The sequence below is a fragment of the Amycolatopsis iheyensis genome, from assembly GCF_024703995.1.
GTDB classification, from domain to species: Bacteria; Actinomycetota; Actinomycetes; order Mycobacteriales; family Pseudonocardiaceae; genus Amycolatopsis; species Amycolatopsis iheyensis.
Map to the genome: position 1 here is coordinate 1 of NZ_JAMXQV010000047.1, position 14,612 is coordinate 14,612.

The following is a 14,612-nucleotide window of genomic DNA, read 5'->3' on the forward strand; positions in this document are numbered from 1 at the left end:
ACTCACCCGTTCGCCACTCATCCCCGGCCGAAACCGGTTCAGCGTTCGACTTGCATGTGTTAAGCACGCCGCCAGCGTTCGTCCTGAGCCAGGATCAAACTCTCCAACAATGAACAGTTTAATCGAGGCAATTTAATGCTCTCAAAGGAACCTCATACGAGGTTCAATACATAAGCTCTACTGGCTTAGTTCACTAGCACACTGTTGAGTTCTCAAGCAACACACCCCGAGTCGCACCGCCGTCCAGCGGCCTTACTCGAAGCGAGTTATTTCTAGCAGTTTGTGTGGGACACCCACTCAATCGCGGTGAGCGAGAGCTTGGTTCGTGTCCCCGCCGCTCGGTTTCCCTGGCGACTTGGAGAACTTTACATGCCCGGAAAGGGCCCGAAACAGGGGGGTCCCTTAACAAGATCAGCGCAGGTCAGACCCCGTGACGAAGCCCGTCCGCGACCCAGTCTGCACCCGCCGGCCCCGGAGCGCCAGAGGAAGCGTCCGGGAAAACATTGCTCCGAGTACATTGCACCGTATTGCACCGCGCCAAAGCTCCGCCTAGCGTCGGCCGCATGACACTCGCCCACGACGACCTCGGCCCGAAGCACGGCCGGCCGGTCCTCCTCGTCCACGGCCACCCCTTCGACCGCTCCATGTGGCGTCCCCAAGCCGAGTACCTCGCCGAGCGCGGCCACCGCGTCATCACCCCCGACCTCCGCGGCTTCGGCGACTCCCCGGGCAGCGGAACCAAGACCACCCTCGACGTCTTCGCGGACGACCTCGTCGACCTCGCCGACCACCTCGGCCTCGCGAGGTTCGTCCTGGGCGGCCTCTCCATGGGCGGCCAGATCGTCATGCAGCTGCTCGAGGCCCACCCGGACCGCGCCGAAGCCGTCCTCCTCGCCGACACCTTCCCCTGCCTCGACACCCCGGACGCGAAACAGGCCCGCTATGACACCGCCGACCGGATCACCGAGGAGGGCATGAGCGCCTACGCCGACGAGCTGCTCCCCAAGATGATCTCGAAACAGACGCGCGAGACCAGGCCGGACGTCGAGGCCCACGTCAGACGCATGATGCGCGACGCGCCGCGGGAAGGAGCCGCGGCCGCGCTGCGAGGACGCGCCGAACGCCCCGACTACACACCCGGCCTGCGCAAGATCGACGTCCCCACCCTGGTGGTCGTCGGCAGCGAGGACGAGTTCACCCCCGTAAGAGACGCCGAACGGATCCACCGGGAGATCGGGGCTTCGACCCTGGTGGTCGTCGAGGGCGCGGGCCACCTGCCTAACCTGGAGCGCGAGACCGAGTTCAACGAGGCACTCGACACCTTCCTGACGCAAAGCGGAGCCACGCCATGACCCAGCAGCAGACCGTGTTCGTGACCGGCGCCAGCGCCGGCTTCGGTGACGCCATCGCGCGCCGGTTCGTCGCCGAGGGCGCCCGCGTCGTCGCCGTCGCCCGCAGCGCGGACAAGCTCGAGAAGCTGGCCGGCGAGCTCGGCGACGCCGTCCTGCCCGTCACGCTCGACGTCAGCGACCCCGACGCCGTCCAGGCCGCCGTCCACAACCTCCCCGAAGAGTGGCAAGTGGACGTCCTGGTCAACAACGCCGGACTGGCGAAGGGCCTCGAGCCCGCGCACAAGGCCGTCCTCCAAGACTGGGACGAGATGATCGCGACCAACGTCCGCGGCCTCGCGCACGTCACGCGCGCGCTGCTGCCCGGCATGGTCGAGCGCGGCCGCGGCCACGTGATCAACATCGGCTCGATCGCCGGCACCTACCCCTACCCCGGCGGCAACGTCTACGGCGCGACCAAGGCGTTCGTCCACCAGTTCAGCCTCAACCTGCGCAGCGACCTGCACGGCACCGGCGTCCGGGTGACGAACGTCGAGCCCGGCATGGTCGGCGGCACGGACTTCTCGAAGGTCCGCTTCGACGGCGACCAGGGCAAGGCCGACAAGGTCTACGAGGGCACCACGCCGCTGACCGCCGACGACGTCGCCGAGTCCGTCTTCTGGGCCGCGAACCAGCCGCCGCACGTGAACATCAACGTCATCGAGCTGATGCCGGTGGTGCAGAGCTTCTCCGCGCTGCAGATCTACCGGGAGTCCTGAAACAGCGAGAACAGCGCCTGCTGCGCCGGGTCCCGCTCGGTCGGCAGGCGCTTCGTCCGCGGCCGCCCGCCGGTCGACGGGTACCGCAGCACCAGCTCGCCGACGCCGGCCAGCTGGTCGAGCAGCTCGCGCACGGACAGGTTCATCCCGGCCCGGTCGGCCTCGCGCCGCATCAGGTGGGTGACGGTCGCGGCGAGCACCGACACGAGCCCGTGCGCGGCGATCCGCGGCGGTGTCCACTCCCAGCGCGGGGCCGGCCCGGTGATCGCGGGGCCGGTCAGCCAGCGGAACGTCGATTCGAGGTGGGTGCGGGCCCGGTAGGCCGTGACGACGTCGCCGACCGGCCAGTCCCGGTCGGTGACCAGCACCTGCTTGCCGAAGAACTCGTCGTCGAGCCGGGCGATGGCCGCGGTGTCGACGCGCCGTTCCAGCCGGATCCCGCCCGGCCGGTTCCCGCTCAGCGTGGCGGTGAGCACGCGCTCGATGCGCCGGCCCCGCGTCACCCGGCCGATTTCGGCGTGCACCTGCGCGCGATCGCCGCGGTGGGTGCCGGCGGCCAGCGCCGCGGCCAGGCCGTCCAGCTCGCGGGTGGTGGTGGCCAGCTCGTCGGCGAACGCCCGGGACTGGGCCGCGTGCAGGGTCGCCGAGTGGGTCAGGACCACCCGGCGGCGGACACCGTCGACCAGCGCGTGCGTGTCCAGCGCGGTGAGCCCGGCGAACCGCTCGGGGTCGACGGGCTTGCGGGCGGACGCGGGCTGGGTCAGCAGCTCCGGGTGGTCGGTCAGCGGCACCGAGCCGACGAACCCGCTGCGGGAACCGAGGTCGAGCTGCGCGGCCTGCCCGGCGTGGAAGACCAGCGTGGCCGGGCCCAGCTCGCCGGTCAGCGCGGCGAACGTCGGGGCGTTGTCGCGGCGGTACAGCCGCGAGGCCAGCGGGATGGCGCCGTCGCGGGTGACGCGCAGCCCCACGCCGGCGAGCACCTCCCGGCAGGCCGAGGGCAGCGTGCAGTCCGCGGGGGCGAACACGGCGAACTGCGGGACGTCGACGGCGAGGGCCTCGTGGTCGTCGAGCGTCTCGAGGACGGCGGTGGAAACGGTCTCCTCGATGCCCGCGATCCGCGCCGGGGTCAGGCGTTCCAGCGCCCGCCACAGACCGTCCACTGTGGAGAGCCGGACCAGGTTCGCGGCCGGGCTCGCCGCCCACCACTGCCCGATCGGCGTCGCCGGCGCGGTCGCGCGGTGCAGCACCGCGACCGCCAGGCTCAGCCCGAGCGAAGGCTTCGACCGCACGACCTCGTCGACCCGGCGGACGAAGTCCAGCCGGGTGAGGGTCGCCCACACCGCGGCGACGTCCCCGTACGTCCGGTACGAAGCCGACGCTGGTTCGCCGCCCGGGACGGCGCGGGCGATCTCCTCGGCCGTCCCGAGGTAACGCTGGGTCACGACCCGGGGCTTGCCGTCGACCCGGGCGGACTCCGCCAGGTAGTAGTACGTCCGTCCGCCGATCTTCTTGCCGACCACCGATGCCACCCTTTAGGTAATACACGCCACCAGGCTGATCGACAACCACGTCGGCACGGTGACCTGCGACGACGATCACGACCGGGTCCAACCCCGGCCGCGTGCGGAACACACACTGGCTGCTCGCGCGACGCCGGACCTAGCGTGGGCGGAATGGGACCCGAACCCGACGCCACCACCCCGACCGCCTCCGCGATGCGCCGTGCGCTCGCCCGGGCGCGTGACGGGAAAACACTCGACGTAGCCGAGGCGGCCGTCCTGCTGCACGCCCGCGGCGAAGACCTGGGGAAGCTTTCCGAGTACGCGTCGCGCATCCGCGACGCCGGCCTGGCCGAGGCGGGCCGCGCCGGCATCATCACCTACAGCCGCAAGGTGTTCATCCCGCTGACGCGGCTGTGCCGCGACCGCTGCGGCTACTGCACGTTCGTCACCGTCCCGGGCCGGCTCGAATCGCCGTTCCTCTCGCCCGACGAGGTCCTCGACATCGCCCGCAAGGGCGCGGAGATGGGCTGCAAGGAAGCCCTGTTCACCCTCGGCGACCGGCCCGAGGACCGCTGGAAGGCCGCGCGCGAGTGGCTGGACGCGCACGGCTACGACGACACGCTGTCCTACGTCCGCGCGATGGCGATCCGGGTGCTGGAGGAGACCGGCCTGCTGCCGCACCTCAACCCGGGGGTGCTGTCCTGGCAGGACTTCCAGCGGCTCAAGCCGGTCGCGCCGTCGATGGGCATGATGCTCGAGACCACCGCGACCCGGCTGTGGAGTGAGAAGGGCGGCCCGCACTACGGGTCACCGGACAAGGACCCCGCGGTCCGGCTGCGGGTGCTCGAGGACGCCGGGCGCAGCTCAGTCCCGTTCACCACGGGTGTCCTCATCGGCATCGGCGAAACGTTCGAGGAGCGCGCCGACGCGCTGTTCGAGATCCGCAAGGTCGCCAAGACCTACGGCGGCATCCAGGAAGTCATCGTCCAGAACTTCCGGGCCAAGCCGGACACGAAGATGCGCGCGACGCCGGACGCCGACCTCGAAGAGCTGGCGGCGAACATCGCCGTCGCGCGGCTGGTGCTCGGCCCGAAGATGCGCATCCAGGCGCCCCCGAACCTGATCGGCGCCCAGTACGACCTGATGATCCGCGCCGGTATCGACGACTGGGGCGGTGTCTCGCCGCTGACCCCGGACCACGTCAACCCGGAACGCGCCTGGCCGCAGATCGACGAGCTCGCCCGCCGGACCGAAAAGGCCGGCTTCGAGCTCAAGGAGCGGCTGACCATCTACCCGGAGTACGTCAAGGCCGGCGAGCCGTGGCTGGACCCGCGGATCACGCGGCACGTCGCGGCGCTCGTCGACTACGACACCGGGATGGCGCGTGAAGGCGCGATGCCGGTCGGCATCCCGTGGCAGGAGCCGGACGGCGGCTGGCAGGAGTCCGGCCGCACCGACCTGCACACCGAGATCGACACCACCGGCCGCACCGAGGACCGGCGCAGCGACTTCGACTCCGTGTACGGGGACTGGAAGGAGATCGGCGACCGGATCAAGACCGGGCCGCAGAAGTTCGACACGGACATCCTGGAAGCGTTGCGCAGCGCGGAAAAGGACCCGGCCGGGCTCTCCGACGACGCCGCGCTGGCGCTGCTGCACGCCGACGGCAAGGAACTGGACGCCTTCACGCGGCTCGCCGACGACCTGCGGCGCGAGACCGTCGGCGACGACATCACGTTCGTCGTCACGCGGAACATCAACTTCACCAACGTCTGCTACACGGGTTGCCGCTTCTGCGCCTTCGCGCAGCGTCGCACCGACGCCGACGCGTACACGCTTTCGCTGGAGCAGGTCGGCGACCGCGTCGACGAGGCGTGGGCCGCGGGCGCGACCGAGATCTGCATGCAGGGCGGCATCCACCCGGACCTGCCGGGCACCGCGTACTTCGACCTCGCGGCCGAGGTCAAGCGGCGGCAGCCGGAGATCCACCTGCACTCCTACAGCCCGATGGAGGTCGTGAACGGTGCTTCGCGGACCAACCTGTCGCTGAAGGACTGGCTGATCAAGGCCAAGGAAGCCGGCGTCGACTCGCTGCCGGGCACCGCGGCGGAGATCCTCGACGACGACGTCCGCTGGGTGCTCACCAAGGGCAAGCTGCCGACGTCGGAGTGGATCAAGGTCGTCACCACCGCGCACGAAGTCGGGCTGCCGACGACGTCCACGATGATGTACGGCCACGTCGACACGCCCGCGCACTGGGTCGCGCACCTCAAGCTCCTCGCGCGGCTGCAGCGCGAAGGCCTGGAGAAGCACGGGCGACGCGGCTTCAGCGAGTTCGTGCTGCTGCCGTTCATCCACCAGAGCTCACCGATCTACCTGGCCGGGCTCGCCCGCGCCGGGGCGACCGTGCGGGAGAACCGCGCGGTGCACGCACTCTCGCGGCTCCTGCTGCACGGCATGATCGACAACATCCAGAGCTCCTGGGTGAAGCTCGGTGTCGAGGGCAGCCGCGCGGTGCTGCAGGGCGGCGTCAACGACATCGGCGGCACGCTGATGGAGGAGACGATCAGCCGGATGGCGGGCGCGTCGAACGGGTCGTACAAGACGATCAGCGACATGCGCGAGATGGTCGAACCACTCGGCCGCCCGCTCGTCCAGCGCACCACGGGCTACGGCCGGCCGTCGGCCGAGCGCGTCGCCGCCGCGGAGGCTTCGGACGGCGTCGCGACCGCGGTGCGCAAGCCGCTGCTGCCGCTGCTGACTCCGTGAGGTGGTAGCGGGCGCCTCGCGGGGCGCCCGCTACCCTTGCGCCGCATGGGGGTTTCTCGCTTCGCACCACTGCTCGTTCTCGCGTTCCTGGCCGGCTGCGGCACTCCGCCGCCGCCCGCGCCGACGCCCACACCGCCCCCGAGCCCGAGCCACACCCCACCGCCGGCCACCGGACTGTCGCTTTCGGTCGGCCAGGTCGAGGCCGGGCTGGGCCACCGCGCGAGCGTGCTGACGCTGACCAACCTGGACAGCGTGCCGCGCAAGGTCACCGGCTACCCGGACGTGAAGGTCCTGGCGGGCGACGGATCACCACTCGACGTCAAGGTGCTGCACGAGACGTCCTACTTCGCACCCGACCCGGGCCCGCAGGACCTGACGCTCCAACCCGGTCAGAAAGCCCTGTCCGTGCTCGCCTGGTCGGCGACCGTGACCAGCGGCGACCCGCACACCGGCGCGGCGATCTCGGTCGTCTCGATCCCCGGCGAAGCCGCGCAGGAGCAGCCGCTGGAGACCGACCTCGGCACCACGGACACCGTCAAGCTCAGCGCGTGGGCCACCGAGATCGGCCATTGACAACCCTGTGTCACCGCTCACAAACCGCCGGTTGACCAACCGGGGTCTGTGCTAACTCTGTTCCTTCACCCGCCGGAAGGGACTTTCGATGAGCACCTCCGTGGCCCCCCTGGAAATGGTCGACACCGACCGCTACCCGCTCACCGAACCGGACAGTCCCGCCTGGCGCGACACCGTGGACCGCACCCGGGCCGATCTCGCCGACGTCGGCTGCAGCGTCCTCGCCGACTTCGTCCGCCCCGAGCTGCACGACCTCCTGCGCGCCGAGTGCGCCGCGCTCGAAGCCCACGCCCACACCAAGATCGAGCAGGTCAACGCCTACAACACCGCGATCGGCGAGCCGCTGCCCGAAGACCACCCTGGCCGGCTGATCATGGAGCGCGGCAACGCCTTCGTGGCGCGTGACCGCATCCCCGCGTCGTCGCTCATCAGCCGGCTCTACACCAGCCCGGTGTTCCAGCGGTTCGTCGCGGACTGCTTCGGCCTGCCGGAACTGCACGAGCTCGCCGATCCGCTGTCCGGGCTGACGCTCAACGTCATCGCGCCCGGCCGGGCGCACCCGTGGCACTTCGACACCAACACCCACACCGTCAGCATGCTGACCCAGGCCGCCGACGCGGGTGGGACCTTCGAGTACTGCCCGAACATCCGGACCGCCACCGATGAGCACTTTCCCGCCGTTCGCGGCGTCCTGACCGGCGAAAACACCGCTCCGGTGCGGCGGCTCGGCCTCCGTCCGGGTGATCTCCAGCTGTTCAAGGGCCGCTTCGCCTTGCACCGGGTCAGTACGGTGAAGGGCGAGATCGCGCGGCATTCCGCGATCTTCGCCTACAGCGAGCGTCCGGGGGTCATCGGCAGCGCGGAGCGGACCAGGCAGCTTTTCGGCCGGGTTCTCCCCGCCCACCTTGCGGGCCGCTCCGCCCGCGGCGACGAGCTGCTCGACTAGATCAGGAGCCTGGCCTGTGCCTTTCGACTCGACCGGCAAGATCTCGTTCGACGACATCTACACCGCGCCCGACCCGCGGCCGTTCTTCGGCACGCTGCGCCGCGTGGACTACCACATCCCCGAGCTGGCGAAGCCGTACTTCGCCAAGCTGATCGACGAACACCCCGCCGAGCGCCCGACCGTGCTCGACGTCGGGTGCTCCTACGGCGTCAGCTCCGCGCTCCGGCGCTGCGACGCCACGATGGACGACCTCTACGCGCACTACACCGACCCGGCCGTGCTCGCCCTGGACCATGCGGCGCTGGTCGAGGCGGACCGGGCGCGCGCCCACGTCGACGATCTCCCGTTCTACGGCTTGGACGCGTCGGCGCCGGCACTCGAGTACGCGGTATCGGCCGGCTTCCTCGACGGCTCAATCCACGCCGACTTCGAGCGCGACGACCCCGACGCGGCCCAGCAGAAGCTGCTCGACGACGTCGACCTCGTGATCTCGACCGGCTGCGTCGGGTACGTCACCGAGAAGACGCTGACCCGGATCGCCCGCGGCGCGCGGCCGTGGATGGCGCACTTCGTGCTGCGGATGTTCTCCTACGAGCCGGTCGCGGACAGCCTGGCGGAGCTGGGCTACGAAACCGCTCAGGTGCCGGGGGTGTTCCGGCAGCGGCGGTTCGCCTCCGAAGCGGAGCGGACCCAGATCCTCGACACCCTGGACAGCGTCGGCGTCGACCCGGCCGGCGTGGAGTCCGACGGCTGGCTCTACGCCCAGTTGTTCGTTTCCCGACCCGAACGCGCGGACGCGCTCGCGGCCGCGCTGGAAAACTTCGACGAAGAAGGATGACCGTGAGCAGTCCGGAATGGTCCACCCGCACCTTCGGCAACGAGGACCGGCTCCCCCGCGTCCCCGTCCCCACGCTGGAGGACAGCCGCCGCCGCTTCCTCGAATGGTGCGCGCCGCTGCTGACGCCGGACGAGCTGGCGGAGACCGAAGCGGCGCTCGCGGAGTTCCTGGCCGGCGCCGGGCCCGAGCTGCAGGCGGCGCTCGAGGAGTACGACCGCTCGCCCGGCGTGCGGTCCTGGCTCGACACGTTCTGGCCGTACCGCTACCTCGGCCGCCGCGACCGGATCGCGCTCAACGCCAACTTCTTCTTCCTGTTCCAGGACTCCCCGCTCGGCCAGGTGGAGCGCGCGGCCGAGCTGACCGCGTCCGCTGTGGACTACAAGCTCAAGCTCGACGAGCAGCTGGTGCCGCCGGTGCTGCTGCGGGGCACGCCGCAGTCGATGGTGCAGCACCAGTACCTGTTCTCGGCGACGCGCATCCCGGGCGAGCTGCTCGACACCGTGCGCACGCGGTTCCCGTCGCCCGAGCGGCACATCGTCGTGTTCTCGAAGGGCACGCCGTTCCGGATGGACGTCCTCGCCGAGGACGGGCGCCCGTACTCGCCGGCGCAGCTCGCGGACGGGCTGCACGCGATCCTCAAGGACGACCACGGCGCCGAAGTCCCCGCCGGGTACTTCACGACGAAGGCCCGCCCGGAATGGGCTGCGTCGCGTGCCTCGTTGCTCGAAGCCGGCAACGCGGAAGCCCTGGAGACCATCGAGACCGCGCTGTTCTGCGTGTGCCTGGACGACTTCACGCCGTCGGACGCCCTCGAAGCCGGTGACCGGCTGCTGCACGGGGACAACCGCTGGTACGACAAGGCCGTCTCGCTCGTCGTGTTCGAGGACGGCACCGCGGGGATCAACGTCGAGCACTGCGAGCTCGACGGCACCACGATCCTCGGCTTCACCGACGCGCTGCTGAGCGGTTCGCGGGCTTCGCGGGAGCCCGCGGAAGGCGTCCCCGGTCACGAGGTCGTCGAGTTCACGCTGACCGACGCCCTGCGCGAAGACGCGCGCGCGGCCGGAGCGGCCTTCCGGGCCTACGCGGACGCGACGGCGACGCAGGCGGTGTCGTTCGATTTCGGCGCGAACCGCGCGAAGGAGCTGGGGATGTCCCCAGACGCCTTCGCGCAGATGTCATACCAGCTGGCGCACCGCCGGGCGAAGGGCCTCACCGGCGCGACGTACGAGTCGATCGCCACCCGGCAGTTCCGGAACGGCCGCACCGAGGCGATGCGCGTCGTGACGCCCGAGGTCGTCCGCTTCGCCGACGTCATGACTTCCGACGCTTCGGCCGACCAGAAGCGGGAAGCGTTCCGCGCGGCGGCGGCGAAGCACGTCGCGCGGGCGAAGGAGTGCCAGGCCGGGGACGCGCCCGAGCAGCACCTGTGGGAGCTGCAGCTGATCGGGAAACGTCGCGGTGACACCGAGGTCCCGGCGTTCTTCACCTCGCCGGGCTGGCTGAAGACGCGGAACGACTACCTGAGCACCAGCTCGGCACCGTCGGTCAACATCCAGTACTTCGGCTTCGGCTCGACGAGCCCGCAGTGCATCGGCGTCGCGTACGTGCTGCTGCCGGACCGCTGGAACATCTACCTCAGCACGCCGAAGCACGTGTCGGCCGAGATGCACCGCTTCGCCGACGAGCTCGCCGTCGCAGTGCGGGAGCTGCAGGAGCTACTGGCCGAGTAGCCGGCGCAACCACGTCAGCCGGGCGGCCCGCGCCGCCCGGCTGATCGCCGCTTCGGGCACCAGCGAGTCCGCCCCGTGGAAGCCACCCGGCCACACGTGCAGCTCCGCGTCACCGCCGGCCCGCCAGAGCCGGCTCGCGTAGGCGACGACCTCGTCGCGGAACGTCTCGGCCGTGCCGACGTCCAGGAAGGTCGGCGGCAGCCCGGCCAGGTCCGTGGCGCGAGCCGCGGCCGCGTAGGCCGGGACGTCTTCGGTGCCGCGGCGGTCGCCGAGGTACGCGATCCAGCCGACATTGTTCGCCGTGCGGTCCCACAGACCCAGGCCGTCGAGGTCGATCGCCGACGGCGAGTCGTTGCGGTCGTCGAGCATCGGGCACAGCAGCAGCTGGCCCGCGATGGCCGGGCCGCCGCGGTCGCGGGCCAGCAGCGTCGTGCCCGCGGCCAGGCCGCCACCGGCGCTGACGCCGCCGACCACGAGCGGGCCGGCGACGTGCTCGACCGTCCACAAGAGACCGTCGTAGCAGTCCTCGACCGGCGCCGGGTACGGGTGCTCGGGCGCGAGCCGGTAGCCGGGCGAGACGATCGTCAGGTTCAGCTCGCCCGCCCAGGCCAGCAGGTTCGGCACGTCCCCGCCGAGGTGGCTGCCGACGATCGTGCCGCCGCCGTGGACGTAGTAGAGGACGCCCGCGCTCTCCTCCGGGCGCATGACCAGCAGCGGGACGTGTCCGGCGTATTCTTCGGCGACTTTGTATACCGGGTAGGCAGCGGCCAGCTCTTCGACGGTCCGGTGCTCGGCGGCGTTCAGCTCGCGCCGCGCCGGGATGTCGTCGAGCGTGGCCAGCAGCGGGCGAAGGGCTCGCAGTGTTTCGAGGACGTCCGCGAGCTCGCGATCGAACGGCGGGGGCGTCATCCTTCCGGCTCCGAGACGACGAGCACCAGCGAACCTTCGAACGTCTCCTGCTCGCGGAGCTTGCCGTAGCGGCGGTCCCACGTGCCGTCGTCGAGGTCGTGCTGCAGCTCGGCGGCGAAGCGGTGGTGCACGCGGTCGTCGACGAAGCTCCACGCCGAGCACGACAGCCGCGCGCCCGGGTCGAGCAGGCGTTCCGGGCGCGCGTAGTACGCCTCGTTGAAGCCGTCGGTGCAGTCGATCGGGATCGGCACGGGCACCACCGAAGTGTGGCCGCCGAGGCCGTCGGCGATGTCGTCGACCGACGGGTAGCGCCGGGCTTCGGTCTCGATCACCTCGGGGGCGTAGTCGAGCAGCCAGAACCGGCGCAGCAGCGCGGGGTCGCAGGTCAGAACGGCGATCGGGCCGCGGGTGACCCTGCGCAGTTCCTTCAGCCCCAGCCAGAGGTCGCTCCACTGGTGGACGCTGAACGTGCTCATCGCGCCCTCGAACGCCCGGTCCGGGAACGGCAGCTTCTCCGCGACCGCGTCGACCGCCGGCGGGAGGTCGGCCGGGCGCTGCGCCCGCATCGACGCCGACGGCTCCACCGCGGTCACCTCGCGGTCGGCCGGCTCGTAGGAACCGGCGCCCGCGCCGACGTTCAGCACGGTCCGCGCGTCCCCCAGCGCGTCGAGGATGTACTGGCCGATCCGGGGATCCGGCTTGCGGTAGTCGGTGTAGACCCCGCCGATCGCGCCGTAGTCCGCGTCCCCGGCGCTGCCGTCCGCACGTCGCTGGCTCATGGCAGAAAACTATCAGCGCGGACCGTCGTGGAGACCGTTGCTCCGGCGGGTGTAAGCGGACGTCGGGCATCCGGCGCAGTCGTCAATTCCTGTCGCAAACTTGCGTAAGTTAGTCCAACTATTGCGGATTCTTGTTCAGGATTCGTATGATCCGGGTCACAGAGGTCCCCACCAGCTGCGGAAAGGCCAGTGCTGCCCATGTCCCCCAGCTCTGTCTTCAGTGCGCCCAGAATCTGCTTCGGGGCGTTAGCCGCCGTGCTCGCCGCGGCCGGAATCACGATCGCCGCCGCTCCCGCCGGCAGTTCGGCCCTCGCGGCCGGCCGCGGCGCGAGCGTGCCTTTTGTCGAGCAGGAAGCGGAAACCGCCGCGACCAACGGCTCGGTCATCGGCCCGAACCGCGCCGCCGGCACGCTCGCCGGCGAAGCGTCCGGCCGGAAGGCGGTGACGCTGTCCGGCCAAGGCCAGTACGTCGAGTTCACCCTCACCGCACCGGCGAACTCGATCGACTTCCGCTACAGCCTCCCGGATTCCACTAACGGGACGATCTCGCTCTACGTCGGCGGTACCCACAACCGGGATATCGCGCTGACGTCGAAGTGGGCCTGGTACTACGGCTCTTACCCGTTCACGAACAACCCCGGCGACGGTCACGCGCACCACTTCTACGACGAGACCCGCGCGCTGCTCGGCACGTCGTACCCGGCCGGCACCAAGATCAAGCTGCAGGTCGACGCGGGCGACGTCACCCCCGCCACCATCGACCTCGCCGACTTCGAGCAGGTCGGCGCGGCGAACGCGCGACCGGCGAACTCCGTCTCCGTCACCGACTACGGCGCCACCGCCGGTGACACGAGCGACGACGCTGCCGCGTTCGACTCGGCCGTCGCGGCGGCTCGCAGTCAGGGCAAGGAGGTCTGGATCCCGTCCGGGACCTTCACCCTCGGGCACCACATCACCGTCGACCAGGTGACGATCCGCGGCGCGGGCCCGTGGTACTCGGTGCTGACCGGCCCGCGCGCCGGGATCTTCGGCAAGGGGGAACCGGCGAGCTGCGGGACGTCGACCTACCCCGGCAACGCCGCGGTGCCGGGCACGAGCAGCGCGGTGAAGCTCTACGACTTCGCGATCATCGGCCAGGTCGACGCCCGCGTCGACTGCGACCAGTCCAACGCCATCGGCGGCGCGCTGGGCGGCGGCTCGGTCGTGCAGAACCTGTGGCTGCAGCACACGAAGGTCGGGCTGTGGCTCGACGGGCCGTTCGACGGGCTCACCGTGTCCGGCAACCGGATCCTCGACCAGACCGCCGACGGGCTGAACCTGCACCAGGGCATCAGCAACGTCACGGTGACGAACAACTTCCTGCGCAACACCGGCGACGACGGCCTGGCGATGTGGTCCGAGCACGACGCCGACCACCACAACACGTTCTCCTTCAACACCGTGCTGCTGCCGATCCTCGCCAACAACATCGCGATCTACGGCGGGCACGACAACACGGTGTCCGACAACGTCGTGGCCGACAACCAGGACCAGGGCGGCGGTATCCACATCGCCAACCGGTTCAGCGCGGTGCCCCTGTCCGGGACGACGACCGTCGCGCGCAACACCGCGATCCGCACCGGCGTGCTCGACTCGAACTGGCAGTTCGGCGTCGGCGCCCTGTGGTTCGACGGCCGCGACTCGGCGATCACCGGCCGCGTCGACGTCACCGACCTCGACCTGCAGGACAACAACTACGAGGCGATCCAGTTCATCGACAGCGCCACGACCGACGTGCACTTCACGAACGTCCGGATCACCGGCGCGGGCACGTTCGCGTGGCAGATCCAGGCCAAGCCGACGGGGTCGGTGAAGAACGTCGTCGCGACCGGCGTCGGACGCGCGGGCGTCTACAACTGCATGGGCCCGGACGCCATGGCGGGCCTGGCCGATCAGGGCGGCAACTCCGGCTGGACGACGACGTTCTGCGGCTCGTGGCCGACGCCGGTGTACGGCTCCGACAACGGCGGCACGACGACCACTCCGCCGCCGACCACCACTCCGACCCAGCCGGCCGGGAACCTCGCGCTGCACAAGAGCGTCACGGCGTCCGGTTCGCAGGGCGGCTTCCCCGCTTCGAATGCCGTCGACGGCGACGCGAACTCCTACTGGGAGAGCGCGAACAACGCGTTCCCGCAGTCGCTGACCGTCGACTTCGGCAGCACGGTTTCCGTGTCGCGGCTGGTGCTGAAGCTGCCGCCGTCCTCGGCGTGGGGCACCCGCACCCAGACGATCGCGGTCGACGGCGTCAAGGCGGCCGCCGGCTACACGTTCAACCCGGCGACCGGGAACACCGCGACCATCACGTTCCCGGCGACCTCGACGCGCACCCTGCGCCTGACCTTCACCGGGAACACGGGCTGGCCCGCCGGGCAGCTGTCCGAACTCGAAGCCTATTCGTCCTGAGAGGTGCTGAC

At 70.5% G+C, this 14,612-nt stretch carries 11 protein-coding genes and 1 rRNA gene; 8 read left to right on the forward strand and 4 right to left on the reverse strand.

Translation table 11 applies throughout. The features are described 5' to 3' along the window. Positions 1 to 110, reverse strand: a 16S ribosomal RNA gene (locus M8542_RS47550); the annotation flags it as partial. A 453-nt stretch (positions 111 to 563) separates the two neighbouring features. Between M8542_RS47550 and M8542_RS47555 the strand changes: the two genes are divergently transcribed. Together M8542_RS47555 and M8542_RS47560 are read left to right on the forward strand one after the other, a co-directional pair. After that, on the forward strand, positions 564 to 1,352 hold the full coding sequence (locus M8542_RS47555; RefSeq protein ID WP_257927038.1) for an alpha/beta fold hydrolase: 789 nt from the start codon (positions 564 to 566) through the stop codon (positions 1,350 to 1,352). Beyond that, the gene (locus M8542_RS47560; protein WP_257927039.1) at positions 1,349 to 2,107 is read left to right on the forward strand and encodes an SDR family oxidoreductase; all 759 of its coding nucleotides are present in this window, start codon (positions 1,349 to 1,351) and stop codon (positions 2,105 to 2,107) included. Before M8542_RS47555 ends, M8542_RS47560 begins: the two co-directional genes overlap by 4 nt. Here the strand turns inward: M8542_RS47560 and M8542_RS47565 are convergent. Further along, the gene (locus tag M8542_RS47565) at positions 2,092 to 3,636 is read right to left on the reverse strand and encodes an IS1634 family transposase (protein WP_443643439.1); all 1,545 of its coding nucleotides are present in this window, start codon (positions 3,634 to 3,636) and stop codon (positions 2,092 to 2,094) included. The genes M8542_RS47560 and M8542_RS47565 overlap by 16 nt on opposite strands. Before the next feature lie 144 nt (positions 3,637 to 3,780). Between M8542_RS47565 and M8542_RS47570 the strand changes: the two genes are divergently transcribed. The 5 genes from M8542_RS47570 (at position 3,781) to M8542_RS47590 (ending at position 10,468) form a co-directional block, all read left to right on the forward strand. Then, entirely contained in the window at positions 3,781 to 6,378 is a 2,598-nt protein-coding gene (locus tag M8542_RS47570) for a bifunctional FO biosynthesis protein CofGH (protein ID WP_257927040.1), read from the forward strand. A gap of 45 nt (positions 6,379 to 6,423) precedes the next feature. Then, on the forward strand, positions 6,424 to 6,951 hold the full coding sequence (locus M8542_RS47575) for a DUF4232 domain-containing protein (protein ID WP_257927041.1): 528 nt from the start codon (positions 6,424 to 6,426) through the stop codon (positions 6,949 to 6,951). Positions 6,952 to 7,039: 88 nt separating this feature from the next. After that, on the forward strand, positions 7,040 to 7,897 hold the full coding sequence (locus M8542_RS47580; protein ID WP_257927042.1) for a HalD/BesD family halogenase: 858 nt from the start codon (positions 7,040 to 7,042) through the stop codon (positions 7,895 to 7,897). 16 nt (positions 7,898 to 7,913) lie between these two features. Then, complete coding sequence (locus tag M8542_RS47585) at positions 7,914 to 8,735, forward strand: class I SAM-dependent methyltransferase (RefSeq protein ID WP_257927043.1); 822 nt, start codon at positions 7,914 to 7,916, stop codon at positions 8,733 to 8,735. Then, complete coding sequence (locus tag M8542_RS47590) at positions 8,732 to 10,468, forward strand: choline/carnitine O-acyltransferase (protein WP_257927044.1); 1,737 nt, start codon at positions 8,732 to 8,734, stop codon at positions 10,466 to 10,468. Before M8542_RS47585 ends, M8542_RS47590 begins: the two co-directional genes overlap by 4 nt. On the opposite strand, the gene M8542_RS47595 is transcribed toward M8542_RS47590, so the two are convergent. Both M8542_RS47595 and M8542_RS47600 read right to left on the reverse strand, forming a co-directional pair. Next, on the reverse strand, positions 10,454 to 11,377 hold the full coding sequence (locus M8542_RS47595) for an alpha/beta hydrolase fold domain-containing protein (protein WP_257927045.1): 924 nt from the start codon (positions 11,375 to 11,377) through the stop codon (positions 10,454 to 10,456). The two genes, M8542_RS47590 and M8542_RS47595, sit on opposite strands and share 15 nt — an antisense overlap. Then, positions 11,374 to 12,156: a class I SAM-dependent methyltransferase gene (locus tag M8542_RS47600; protein WP_257927046.1), complete on the reverse strand. Its 783-nt coding sequence runs from the start codon at positions 12,154 to 12,156 to the stop codon at positions 11,374 to 11,376. Before M8542_RS47600 ends, M8542_RS47595 begins: the two co-directional genes overlap by 4 nt. A 198-nt stretch (positions 12,157 to 12,354) precedes the next feature. Between M8542_RS47600 and M8542_RS47605 the strand changes: the two genes are divergently transcribed. Then, complete coding sequence (locus M8542_RS47605) at positions 12,355 to 14,601, forward strand: discoidin domain-containing protein (RefSeq protein ID WP_257927047.1); 2,247 nt, start codon at positions 12,355 to 12,357, stop codon at positions 14,599 to 14,601. The last annotated feature ends 11 nt before the right edge of the window (positions 14,602 to 14,612 follow it).